General features: G+C 49.7%; 9 protein-coding genes. 2 read left to right on the forward strand and 7 right to left on the reverse strand.

Translation table 11 applies throughout. The features are described 5' to 3' along the window. Positions 1-62 precede the first annotated feature (62 nt). From V3C10_19145 to V3C10_19175, 7 genes are all read right to left on the reverse strand, one after another. A complete protein-coding gene (locus tag V3C10_19145; GenBank protein ID WVP61398.1) occupies positions 63-2,021 on the reverse strand; it encodes an LCP family protein in 1,959 nt (652 codons plus the stop codon). Continuing rightward, positions 2,021-3,022, reverse strand: a complete 1,002-nt coding sequence (locus tag V3C10_19150; GenBank protein WVP61399.1) for a glycosyltransferase family 2 protein — start codon at positions 3,020-3,022, stop codon at positions 2,021-2,023. Before V3C10_19150 ends, V3C10_19145 begins: the two co-directional genes overlap by 1 nt. Positions 3,023-3,033: 11 nt before the next feature. Continuing rightward, positions 3,034-5,220: a glycosyltransferase family 2 protein gene (locus V3C10_19155; protein ID WVP61400.1), complete on the reverse strand. Its 2,187-nt coding sequence runs from the start codon at positions 5,218-5,220 to the stop codon at positions 3,034-3,036. 4 nt (positions 5,221-5,224) lie between these two features. Beyond that, on the reverse strand, positions 5,225-6,289 hold the full coding sequence (locus tag V3C10_19160; GenBank protein ID WVP61401.1) for a glycosyltransferase family 2 protein: 1,065 nt from the start codon (positions 6,287-6,289) through the stop codon (positions 5,225-5,227). Positions 6,290-6,445: 156 nt separating this feature from the next. Further along, on the reverse strand, positions 6,446-7,378 hold the full coding sequence (locus V3C10_19165; protein ID WVP61402.1) for an NAD(P)-dependent oxidoreductase: 933 nt from the start codon (positions 7,376-7,378) through the stop codon (positions 6,446-6,448). Between the two features lie 37 nt (positions 7,379-7,415). Beyond that, the gene (locus V3C10_19170; GenBank protein ID WVP61403.1) at positions 7,416-9,347 is read right to left on the reverse strand and encodes a thiamine pyrophosphate-binding protein; all 1,932 of its coding nucleotides are present in this window, start codon (positions 9,345-9,347) and stop codon (positions 7,416-7,418) included. Positions 9,348-9,561: 214 nt separating this feature from the next. Further along, positions 9,562-10,074 carry an ATP-binding protein gene (locus tag V3C10_19175; protein WVP61404.1) on the reverse strand — a complete coding sequence of 171 codons (513 nt, stop codon included), beginning with the start codon at positions 10,072-10,074 and terminating at the stop codon, positions 9,562-9,564. A 605-nt stretch (positions 10,075-10,679) separates the two neighbouring features. Here V3C10_19175 and V3C10_19180 point away from each other — a divergent pair. Together V3C10_19180 and V3C10_19185 are read left to right on the forward strand one after the other, a co-directional pair. After that, positions 10,680-11,441: an NTP transferase domain-containing protein gene (locus V3C10_19180; GenBank protein ID WVP61405.1), complete on the forward strand. Its 762-nt coding sequence runs from the start codon at positions 10,680-10,682 to the stop codon at positions 11,439-11,441. 27 nt (positions 11,442-11,468) lie between these two features. Next, a complete protein-coding gene (locus tag V3C10_19185) occupies positions 11,469-12,182 on the forward strand; it encodes an HAD hydrolase-like protein (protein ID WVP61406.1) in 714 nt (237 codons plus the stop codon). The last annotated feature ends 7 nt before the right edge of the window (positions 12,183-12,189 follow it).

Genomic DNA, 12,189 nt, shown 5'->3' on the forward strand with positions numbered 1-12,189 from the left:
CTGTTATTCATCAAGGCGGTGAAAAGTACACTGTATGGACCTTTCACCGCCATTCTTTTTTCTCAGGCTCCCGGTCCTGACGGACCGTTTCCGCCGGGCGACTGGTTGGAAACCGTATTCGTCCCTGAGGAAGAGTTACCGCCTGACATGGAATTATTTCCTGAAGGAGAATTGCCGCCCGACGGGGAATTGTTCCCCGAAGGAGAATTGCCGCCCGATGTCGGATTGCTGTTCGGTGAAACAGAACTCTCTGCCGTCGGCTTACTGTTGTTCTCTTTTGTCTCTCCCGGTTTGGTTACCGTTGAATTTCCCGGGCCCGTCGCTGCCGGTCCGGTTGCATTGCCGTCCGGATCCGCCTCCGTCGTCTTATCGGAGCCGGGCTTCGAAGAACTTGATGGCCTTGTGGAAGATCCTGGACCGCTTCCCGGGCCTACACTGCCCGGTCCATAGCCCTCATTGTCATCGTCATCCCAGTCGGGCCAGTCGGGCCAATCACCCCAGCTTTCTTCCGTGCTGGACTCACTGCTGTCTGCCGTTCCGCTCTCATCGGTGGAAGACTCGTCGGTCTCATCGGTCTCTTCCGTGGATGATTCCCTCGTGGCATCTTCTTCCGCCTTCTTCTCCGCCGCTTCCGCAGCCGCCTTATTTGCCTGCTTCTGTGCCTTTTTCTTGACATAGGAACGGGCATTCACTCCCTGGTCAATCGGCACGTGCCCAATCAGTTTTCCCTGATTATACATGCCTGACACACTGGCAATGTGTTCGCTGTACTGGCTAACATTGGACGGTACCTGGTAGTCCGACACATTAAATAAAAATTTATGAAGTTCCTTTACGTTATATTCAAGCGTCTGCGGTACAACGCAGTCTCCGACTTTTCCGATATCCATCTCCCCTCTGGCCGCCGGGAATCCATAGGTATCACCCATGTGATAGGTGGTAATATTCCTGGCAAGAGGAAGCAGATCCGTAAGAGTGAGGTTCGTAGCCACCTGGGGCATAACTGTCTCAATTACACAGTTTAAAGTAACCCAGTCCGCTTTCTTCGCTTTTTCGAATGCCTTGTTAAGGACGATACGCTGACGCTCTGTACGGGCATAATCCGTATCTCCCAGACGCAAGCGGCCGTAAGCTACGGCCTGAACGCCATCCAAATGCACGTCGCCGGCTTTTTTCAGATGGGTGGAGTAAATTCCCGTTTCTTCTACCGTCTCGGTAATATATGCATTAATCCAGGAGAATTCATTCTCACTGAGCGTAATGTCGATTCCTCCGAGAATATTGATGGCATCGGCCACTGCTTTCCAGTTAAATGTGGCATACTGGGTCATATTGAGGCCCAGGTTCTTATTCAGAGCCTTTACCGCCTGTTCCGGTCCTCCCTGTGCATAAGCGTAGTTAATCTTATTATAAGAGTTTTTATCATTTACATTCAGATAAGTGTCCCTGAATACGGAAACGAGTTTTATCTCCCCTGTTTCCAGATTGACATTGCAGATCATATTAACATCCGCGTTAGTGCCTTTTCCCACGTTCATCTTACCGCCGACATTCCTGGAATCCACGCCAAAACAGGCAATGGTCAGATAACCTTTCATTCCTTCAATTTGATCCTGGGTAAGGTTTAAGTTCTGTACTTCCTCCTCATTAAAGTCAATCACCTGAAGGGAACCAAACGTTCTTTCGTATATGTACCATCCTGCAGCGCCCACTACCAGAACGAGGAGAATCAGAATCTCCGCTGCAATGATCATGATGCGTTTTTTCTTATCGGGTCTTCTCTTTCTGTTATTTACTTTCTGTTCTCTGCGTCCGCGTCCGGAAGAACCCGAGGTTTTACTTCCGCGTACGGAGCTTCCTCTGCTTCCCCTGGGCCCGCTGTATCCGGATCGGAAAGCGTCACCGCTGTCCGACGCACTGCGCCTCGTTTCCGTGCTGTGCCCGGAACCACGTTTTTCGGCAGCACGTCTCTGCTCCCTGCGGGCCCTCATGCGCTCCAGCTCATCGTCCTCATAATTCATTAAGACACCTCAACTTTCGCCATTTTTTTCTTTCGTCTTCTGACGGCAAATTCATATACATAGACGAACGTGCCGGCAATCAGCTCCATCTCGATTGTAAGATAGTGCCTCAGGTTTTCCGGCCTGTATTTCACCTTCCTGCAGGTGTGTGCCGTCTTAAGACCTTCTTTCAGGCCTTCCAGATAATCCTTTTCATATCCCAGTTTTCTAAAAAACAGATACTTGAGAAACGTCCCCGCTGCGATCGGAACCGCATTAATCAAAAGCTGCAAACACGGCATATTCTTATAATTTAAATAAACATTATTCCGTGCCGCCAGCTTCACTTTAAAAGAATTGTACTTGGAACCGCTGGTTCCGCTGCCCACATGGTACACAACCGCCTGAGGACAGTATATGTTGTCATATCCGGCAATTTTTGCCCGGTATCCCACGTCGATATCTTCCAGGTAGGCAAAGTGCATCTCATCAAAATAACCAATCTGTTCAAATACTTCCCGGCGGTAAATGGCCGCACCGGCACAGGCCGAAAATACCCTGCACGGTTTCCGGTAACGTTTTACGTCCTGGCCGACTCCACGCTGGTAGGCCCAGCCGAGCAGAGAATACATATCACCGGCGTCATCCATAAGCTCCGGATGGTACATCTGAATCATCCTGCTGCTGACGGAAAAAACCTTCCGTGAACACGAAACAGCCCTGACCATCTCGGCGACAAAATATTCATCCACCCTGGTATCGTTATTCAGAAGAAGCACGTAAGGTGTATCCGACGCTTTAATGCCGATGTTGACCGCACCGGAAAATCCCATGTTTTCACTGAGGAAAACCGTTTCAATCCGATGTTCGTTAAGCCACTCCACACTTCCGTCGGAGGACCCGTTATCCACAACCAGAATTTTAAAATTCCTGTAAGTCTGGGCTTTCAGCGCACCGATGCACTCATCCATAAACTTAAGCCCGTTATAGTTGGGAATAATAACCGTTGTTGTAAATTCCATATTCATTTCCTTTAAATTTCCAGCTTGTATGGTTCCCCTATCTTTTCCTTCTTCAGATCCCTCAGGGCAAAATTCGATTTTCTGAGCGTCAGGTTCGGATTGTAATATGGATCGCCGTCCCGTAATATCTCCGGCCACTTTTCAGAGAATATCTTTATCTCCCTGTTAAAGCGCTCTACCTTCTCCGGAGTGTCCTCCAGTCCCCTGGACTTGGATTCGTAATGATATAACAGGGCATATGGGTTATATACCACCAGTTTACCTGCCCTGCGCACTTTCATGCAATAGTCGATGTCGTTAAAAGCAACGGCCAGCTCTTCCGAGAAACCGCCGACCTCCTCAAACAGCTCCTTCTTGCTCATCATACAGGCCGCTGTCACCGCACTGTAATCCTGTGTACTCATCGCGCGGTGGAAATAACTGTTCTCCGCCTGGTGCAGGCCGATAAACGTATGGCCGGCGATTCCTCCGAATCCCACTACCACACCGGCATGCTGAATCGTATCATCCTGATACAGAAGCTTCGCTCCTACAATGCCCACCTCGTCCCGCTGGCAGAGTCCCAGCATTTCCTCGATAAAATTGGGGGCTATCAGTTCGGTGTCGTTATTTAAAAACAGCAGATACGTTCCATTTGCAAATGTCACGCCGAAGTTGTTGATCGCCGCATAATTAAACTCGCGCTCCCATTTTACGACACGGACATTGGAAAATTCCTTCTGTATCTTATCATAGTATTCAAATGTTTCTTTTTTCGTACTGTTATTCTCAACTACGACGAATTCCACATTCCTGTAGGTAGCGCGCTCACAGATGCCGCGGATACAGGTGTCCAGATCCATATGGTGGTCCTTGTTTGGAATAATAACGGAGACAAGCGGGCTTCCTTTAATCCGGTAAACCGAGTGGTAAATCCCGTAATCCACTCCCTTTTCCACCTTCTCCGCCTCTATGCCGACTCTGTCATAATGGGCCATGATTGCCCTGGCTCCGGCCTCGAACGCATAAAGCTTGCTCTCCGGATTGCTGGCCGTGGAGTCCTGATGGCAGCGCCAGTGGTACAGCACCTTCGGGATATGGCAGATCCGGGCCGCCTTCTCCGTACAGCGGAATATAAAATCATAGTCCTGGGCGCCGTCGAATTCGTTTCTGAATCCTCCGACCTCGGCCGCCAGTTCGTGGCTTACCACAAACAGATGGCAGATATAATTAACGCTGCACAGCAAATCAATATTAAAATCGGGTTTGAAGTGGGGATCAAAAAGAGCCCCGCCGTCCATATCCATTTTATCCTCGTCGGAATAAAGAACATCGCATTCCGGATTCTCATTGATCGTCCTTGCACATTCATACAGGGCATCCGCCGTCATCACATCATCGTGATCGGCCAGTACAATGAAATCACCGTCGGCCATGTCAATCGCCGCATTGGTATTGCCGGAAATTCCTTTGTTTTCTCCAAGGATCACATATTTAAAACGTCTGTCTTTTTCCGCATAGCGGCGCAGGACGCGTTCCACGCTCTCGCCTCTCGGGCTTCCGTCGGCGACGCAGACTTCCCAGTTCCCATAAGTCTGCTCCTGAATCGAATCCAGCATCTCCTTCAGATACCGCTCCGGCGTCTTGAAAACAGGAATAATGATGGAAAACTTCGGCATATAATCAAAGCGTTCCTGTCTCTGCCGTTCCAGCTCTTCGGGAGACGGCCTCGTCAGGGAATACCACTCTCCGTAATCATAGTCGTTGTCAATCCCCTGAAGCTTATGGCGGGATTTCAGAAGAAGGGCCTTAAACCCGTTCTCTTTCCAGAAATCCAGGCAGACATGAACCGTCTCCATGTTCATCAGATCGCGTATCTTCTGCATTCTCTTATGGGCCACGCTGCTTCTCTTCTTAATTAAATCCTCATTGTACTTAACCCTGATACGCCTGCTCTCCCCGCGGATCACCAGATAATAATCCTTCCCCCGCTCATAGGGAAACTGAATGTCAAAGCCGAATTCCCGGTCCAGCCCCCTGCCAAAATAGATTTGGCTCACGTCATCCCTTCTGGTTGGAACATACTTATACTGAAGCGGATTATGGGCCTCGTCCTCGACTCCGTACGTAATCTTCGTATCCGGCGTCTTTCCGATGGCCCAGCCGTTAAGCTGTATGGAATTTTCCCGTATTCTTACCACATCCACATTAAATTTCATACTGTCACCTGCTGTTCCCGGCCGCATCCGTGTCTGATTTGACATCCGGCTCCACCGGTTTCGCGTCCGAACTTTTTTCCGAATCCGCATCTGAACGTTTCATACCTGCGTTTCCGGTTTCCATATCACTTTTTTCATCAAAATTCAGCCGTTCCTCTTCTACGACAAGCGGCCGTTTCATCACTCTTGAATTGATGGACAGAATATACTCTCCCACCAGACCGATGAAAAAGATCTGAACAGATCCCAGAAAGCACATACCGATAAGAACCGGGGCCATGCCGGCCGGAAAATCATACCAGTGCCATAATTTCATGATGAGATAGATGAGGGCCACAACCATACTGATGGCAGCGCAGACGCTGCCGAAAATAGTTGCCAGCCGCAGTCCTACCTTTGTATAGGACGTGATGCTCAGCATCGCGGCATCATATAACTTGTAAAAATTGTTGTGTGTCTTTCCGGCTCTTCTTTCCGGCTGGACATAGGGAATTTCTTTCCTCTTATATCCCAGTTCCGCCACAATCCCCCGCAGAAACGGCGTGGGATCGTCAAGTCCCCGCAGGATCTCAATAAAGTCCCTGTCATAGAGCCCCGAGCCTGTAAAATGCTCAATCTGCTCGACATCGGACAATTTCTTTATCAATTTATAGTAGCAGCTTCTGAGCCAGTACATGACCGGGTTCTCTTTGCTGCCCTTTTTTATTCCGATTACAATTTTATAGCCGTTCTCCCATTCCCTGACATACTGGGGAATCAGTTCCACCGGATCCTGGAAATCCGCCACCATGCTGATGACACAGTCACCCGTCACCTGAAGCATTCCATAGTAGGGCGAATTAAACTGCCCAAAGTTCTTTGCATTGAAAATCGCCTTGATCCGGCAGTTCTCACTGCAGAGCCTCCGAAGAACCGGCCTCGTATTATCTGATGAGTCATTGTCGATAAATACCAGCTCATAATCATAGCCCGGCAAATCACGTTCCATGGTTTTTACAATTTCTTCGCTGATAGGGCCGACATTTTCCTCTTCGTTATAACAGGGTATTAAAATACTGATTTTTTTCATTGGGAAACTTCTCTCTCTTCTTTTTACCTGTCTTTTACGCTCCCGCACTAAAATGTGAGGGAACTCCCCGCAGGCCATTGCCTGTGAACAGTACCGAATAATGGCCGTAACTTATAACTTCCTTATATTCTAAACGCCTTTACAGCATTTGACAACCTACAATTTTCTTAAAATATTACGGATTCCTTGCTCAAATCTTATTTCCGGACGCCATCCGGCCACACGTTCCATCTTCCCGATATCGGGAATCAGGTTCACAACGCCCTCGGCATTGGGCGCCCGGAGGCCGTATTCGAAGCTTCCACGACGGCCGCAGAGTTCATAAATCTGCTCCACAAAATTACGGAGCGGCCCCGTTTCTTCCATCGGCCCCCCCAGATTATAGACACAGCCATGATCCAGAAGCCTGCCCCCATACTCCACAAGCGCCGCAAGCGCACGTCCGGCATCCTCAATATAAAGGAAGTTCCACTTCTGCGTGCAGTCCGACAGTTCCATATGACCGCCCTCTAAGAATGTGCCGATACAGGTGGAAATGAGGGACCACGGATGATCCCCCGGTCCGTAGGTGCTGAAGATACAGGCATGTCCGTAATCCAGCGACAGTTCCCTGCAAAGCTTTTCCGCTTCATGGCGGACCCTTAATTTCGCTTCCCCGTAGGGAGAACCGGGATGGCAGGAAATATTCTCATCCATCAGCGTGTCATGGATTCCGTATTCCGCCTGGGAGCCGGTAAAAAGAAAACGGTTGCAGCCAAGAGCCGCCGCCGTCCTCACGGCATTTAAGGAATCCTTCACACTTTCCTCCTGTACCCCCGCATCTTTCCTGGAATTGCTGCCGGCGCCGCGCCATCCCATATGAAGGAATACGCTGCACGGCTCTTCAATCCTATTAACAAGGTTACCCAGATTTCCCAAATCTTCTTCAATAATTGTAAGATTTTCAGGGATTTTATGATTTTCAAGGAGCAAATCCGCCTTTGCCGAGTGTTCCCTGAGAACGGCAAACACATGATGGCCTCTCCGGAGAAGCTCTTTTACCGCCCCGGTCCCGACAAAGCTGGTCGCCCCGGTCACTACTATATTCATTCTTTTTTCCTTTATTTCAGATTTCCTTTATTTCAAATCAGTTTCTGATTCTCGGTATCATCATAATCTTATCCATCTCCTCATCGGGAAGAAATGGGGATAAATCCTCGAGCGGCGGTGACACGAGCGTTCCGTCCGGAAGTTTTTTCGCCGCCGACTTCGGCTCAAAGTTCTGTTCCATCGTTACAAACACTTCGCAGATAACCGGTCCGTCCAAAGCCAGGGTTTCTTCCACCTTATCGCCGATTTCCGCGTTATTGTGGATTGCAACATACGGGAAACCGTAGGCCCAGGCCAGTTTTTCCATGCTCGGGAACGTCAAATCCCCGCTGTCCACGCCGATGCCGACCAGAGGCTCCCCGAAGAAATTCTTCTGGGTCTGGCGGATGGAATGGTAACCGCCGTTATTGATAATAAAAATCTTAATCGGCAGATAGTTCCCTATCACGGTCTGAAGCTCCTGCAGATTCATCTGGATGCTTCCGTCCCCGGTTACAAGAACAATATCCTGGTCATGGTCCGCAACGCAGGCTCCAATCGCCGCCGGAAGGCCATACCCCATAGAGGCAATTCCGGAGTTGGAAATAAACCGCTGCCCTTTTTTCATAATATTGCCGTGTCCGCAGACCACATTGGCAGAGCCGTTGCCTACTACGACAATCTGTCCCTCGTTCAGCCGTTCGCTCATCAGGCGTGCAAAGGCATATACATTGGCCTCCGTCTCCGTACCGTCCTCAAGATGGCGTTTCAAAACGACCGGATAATCGCGTTTCCAGCCCTGGCAGGTCTTCACCCACTCTTCCTGCGCCGTTTTATATTCTTCTGTGATTGGTGCGGCGCCCTCCGGCGTTCCCTCCGCGTCAAGCACCTCTTCCATCACGGTGAGGAGATCTTTTACATCGGCATGAACCGGCATATCCACATGGAACGTCGGTTTTTTCAGCTCTTCGGCATCGATGTCGTTAACAATCACATAGGCGGCTCTTGCCCAGGTATCGAAACGGTATCCAACCTGGCGGAAGCTCAAACGGCTTCCCAGGGAAAGCAGCAAATCGCTGTTCTGGATTGCAAAATTACCGGCCCGATCGCCCACATTGCCGCCTTTTCCCACATACAGCGGATGTTCATCATAGATGCAGTCGATACTGTCCGCTCCCGTGGCAACCGGAATTCCCAGTTTTTCCACAACGCGCATAAATACATCATGGGCGGCTCCAATGCGGATTCCATTGCCCGCATTGATAACCGGGCGTTTGGAAGAACGTATCTTCTCAATAACCGCCTTTGCCGTATCACGGCTCACCGGCGCGGGAAGGACTTCCCGGTACTCTCCCTTCCCCTTTGTGTCCTCGGGTATCTCAGAAGCCGACGGCGCGCTCCAGCCGGTTCCGCCCGCCTTATAATCATCCGCGTCAAAGCCGATCAGATCGTCCGTCTCAATCACAGCAGCCTGCACATTCAACGGAATATCGAGCCATACGGGACCCGGACGGCCGCTGTATGCCAGATACAGCGCCTTCTCCATACAGAAACGGATTCTCATCGGATCGATGACCATCTCGCAGTATTTCGTCATATTCGCCACGGACTTCGTAATGTCATATTCCTGATCTCCCATGGCCCTCAGATGAAGGCCGGTGCTCCTGGCCGTCGTATCGTAACGGACCTGCCCGGAAATCACAAACATCGGAATGGAATCCATATAACCGCCTGCCACTCCCGTCATGGCGTTAATCCCCCCCGGCCCGGTAGTTACGCAGACAGCAGCGATCTTATTATGAATCCTCGCATAACTCTCCGCCGCCATGGCACAGGCCTGCTCATGGTGATTGTACATGCAGTGAAGACCTTCCTGATGCCCCAGGGCATCATCCAGGTGCATCGCACCTCCGCCTGTAATCAGAAAAGCATCGGTAATTCCTGCGTCTAAAAGTTTTTCCGCAATATAGTTGGAAACTTTCTTTTGCATAGTGATTCATTCTCCTCTTCAAACTCTATTATTTATAAATTTCCATTGTTTATTTTTTCATACTATAACGTCTGCTACGCCGACATTATACCATACTCTCTTCCGTCTGCATATATAAGATTTTCTTACTTCTTAGGGTTTTAAAGGGATTTCCAGAGCCGAAAACCGACAGTTCCATCCAGTTTCATCCATCCCCCTCACAATCAGCCGGGTACTACAGCTCAATCTCCACCTCATATTTATCATCGATTAAAACAGAATCACATCCATACTTCGCACACATCTCCCTATTATATTCATTATCCCTGATTAATAAATCGCGGCTGCAGTAAGAGTCATCCAGTCTTCTTTCAATCACATTGGCAAAACCGGCAATCTCAGCGAAATGATTCTCAATATATCTCCGTGACATTACCAGACAGAAAAATCGGATCTCCTTTAAATAATCCTCTGTAAAATCATTTTTCCATGAAAAGGGAATATACACGCCTTCCACAATCAAATTCTGATGATTCTCCACCGCCGTCTTAACAATCTCCCTGACAACAGGCCAGAGATACGTCACAAGTTCCCCATCCTCCTCCGGCGTCAGCTCAGTCCTCCCGCTCCTGATCAGTCCCATCTTCAGCAAATCAAGCGACAAATACGGATAACCATACCGCTCCAACAACCTCTGAGCCAAAAACGTCTTCCCCGTATGCGATGCTCCCGCAATCAAAACAACCATAGTATCCCCTCCTGCTCATATAAATTACTGCATTTCGCGATGCTCAGAGATGTACAAAAACGGTCAAAAACACCTCGCGAAACAATACCCGTGGACAATAACTATAAAATCACCTCTAGTCAATCCTTCATCCAAACATCCCGGTATCTTCAATATTCCTATTCTACCATCTCCAAAACAATATATCCATACACTGAATTCCCACTCCCCTCCCCCAGAAAAAAGAGGCTCCCGCCGGGATACGGAATGGGGTGGACAATAACCTTCGCGTTTTGAGTCCCGGCCGCAGCCTGTCCGGGGCGGAAGGAGGGAGAAAAAGATTCCTGCGGGAACGTTGGAGTTCCTCGGCACTTACCGAGGTTTCTCACGAGGTTAGTGTCCGCTAGGAATTCCATAGAGCGCAAGCGATTCCCGCAGGAACTTTTTCTGCCCGTATTCCGCCCGGACAGGCTGCGGCCGGGACTCAAAACCCACCCCTTCCCACTAACCACCCCATTCCCCCCATCCTCATTTTTCATTCCCCATTTCCCTATTGTCTTTTCCTCCGAATTTTTCTATAATTGCATATATGCTTGACGGCTCCGCCGTCGGAAGGAGGCAGTACTATGAGAATTGTTGGGATGATACCCGCAAGGCTTGACTCCACCCGCTTTCCGGGTAAAGTTCTTACCCTGTTAGGAGACAGGCCCCTGTTCTGGCATGTTTACCATGCGGCAGTTTCAAGCGGTATGTTCGACGCCGTCTATGTTGCATCCGGCCATGAGTCAATCCGTAAAGCCTGCGGAACATATCAGATTCCCTGCCTGACGACCGGTACCGGCCACCAGAATCCCACCTCGCGTATCTGTGAAGCCGCGGGACAGGTGGATGCCGATCTTTATGTTATGGTAGGAGCCGACGAGCCGCTGCTCACTCCGGAAGATATCAGACTTGTGACGGAAAAAGCAGTGATGGCCATGACAAGACCGGATACGGAGGAAAGGCCCTTTGTGGTAAATGCCATGACTCCCATTTCCGCAGCTCCTGAAGTATTTGACTGCGCCAACATAAAAATCGTATGCAGCGGCAGTGGAAAAGGCCTTTACGCCTCCCGCGGCCCCATCCCCTATCCGAAAGGCAGCCTCGATTATCAGTATAAGAAGTTCGTCAGTATCGGTGTTTACACCAAAGAGGCCCTGAACTTTTTTGATTCCACCCGTAAAGGCCAGCTGGAAGAGATAGAGGAATTCGATCTGCTGCGTTTCATGGAACATGGTAAAACCGTTTTATTTGCAGAAATCCCCGGTCCCACACTTTCGGTCGACACGCCAAAGGATTTGGAGAAAGTCAGGAAACAGTTCGCGGCCAGGGAGAACCATTCATTGTAGTTATCGATAAAAAGGAGTCTCACACAAATGCCAATTAATCAAAAGAAGATTCCGGGAAACCGGAAAACTAAAAGTAACCGCCGATACCGCGGCATCATTTTCGATTTGGACGGCACTCTGCTCGATACCGCAGAAGGCGTTCTGGAAAGTGTCCGCTACACTACCAGGATGATGGGATATGAAACACCGGATGAGGATGTGATGCAGACCTTTATCGGCCCTCCGATCAAACACTCTCTTATGCAGGTATATAATATCGGTGAGGAGGAAGCAGTCCGGGCAACCGAAATTTTCCGGAACCGTTATAAAGATCACGATCTTCTGAAGGCCGCTCCCTACGAGGGCATGATGAAACTTCTGGAGGATTTGAAAAAGGAGGGGTATCTCATCGGCGTTGCCACGCTGAAACGGGAAGATTACGCAGTCACTCTTCTTGAGCATTACCACATCAGCAACTACTGCGACTGTATCTGCGGCAGCGATTTTGCCAGCAAAATGCAAAAGACCGATGTGCTGAAGAAATGTCTGGGCGGACTGAACCTGTCGCCCGACGAGGCTGTTCTAATCGGAGATACCGCTTCCGACGGCAATGGCGCCAGAAAGGCGGGAACCGATCTGATTGGGGTAACCTATGGCTTCGGCCCCTCCACACCGGACGGCTGGAAAGAGTTTGACCCCGTTTATATAGCCGGTAAACCGGCAGACATTGGATTGTTTCTAGGCTTAGAGCCAGAAACCTGAAGGGAGA

It is taken from the genome of [Clostridium] symbiosum, assembly GCA_036419695.1.
GTDB lineage: Bacteria > Bacillota > Clostridia > Lachnospirales > Lachnospiraceae > Otoolea > Otoolea symbiosa_A.

What these genes read in the sequence shown, in the direction of transcription:
- V3C10_19185 (WVP61406.1), top strand. Translation starts at nt 11,469, where the DNA reads ATGCCAATTAATCAAAAGAAGATTCCGGGAAACCGGAAAACTAAAAGT.
- V3C10_19150 (WVP61399.1), bottom strand. Translation starts at nt 3,022, where the DNA reads ATGGAATTTACAACAACGGTTATTATTCCCAACTATAACGGGCTTAAG.
- V3C10_19175 (WVP61404.1), bottom strand. Translation starts at nt 10,074, where the DNA reads ATGGTTGTTTTGATTGCGGGAGCATCGCATACGGGGAAGACGTTTTTG.
- V3C10_19165 (WVP61402.1), bottom strand. Translation starts at nt 7,378, where the DNA reads ATGAATATAGTAGTGACCGGGGCGACCAGCTTTGTCGGGACCGGGGCG.
- V3C10_19155 (WVP61400.1), bottom strand. Translation starts at nt 5,220, where the DNA reads ATGAAATTTAATGTGGATGTGGTAAGAATACGGGAAAATTCCATACAG.
- V3C10_19180 (WVP61405.1), top strand. Translation starts at nt 10,680, where the DNA reads ATGAGAATTGTTGGGATGATACCCGCAAGGCTTGACTCCACCCGCTTT.
- V3C10_19145 (WVP61398.1), bottom strand. Translation starts at nt 2,021, where the DNA reads ATGAATTATGAGGACGATGAGCTGGAGCGCATGAGGGCCCGCAGGGAG.
- V3C10_19170 (WVP61403.1), bottom strand. Translation starts at nt 9,347, where the DNA reads ATGCAAAAGAAAGTTTCCAACTATATTGCGGAAAAACTTTTAGACGCA.
- V3C10_19160 (WVP61401.1), bottom strand. Translation starts at nt 6,289, where the DNA reads ATGAAAAAAATCAGTATTTTAATACCCTGTTATAACGAAGAGGAAAAT.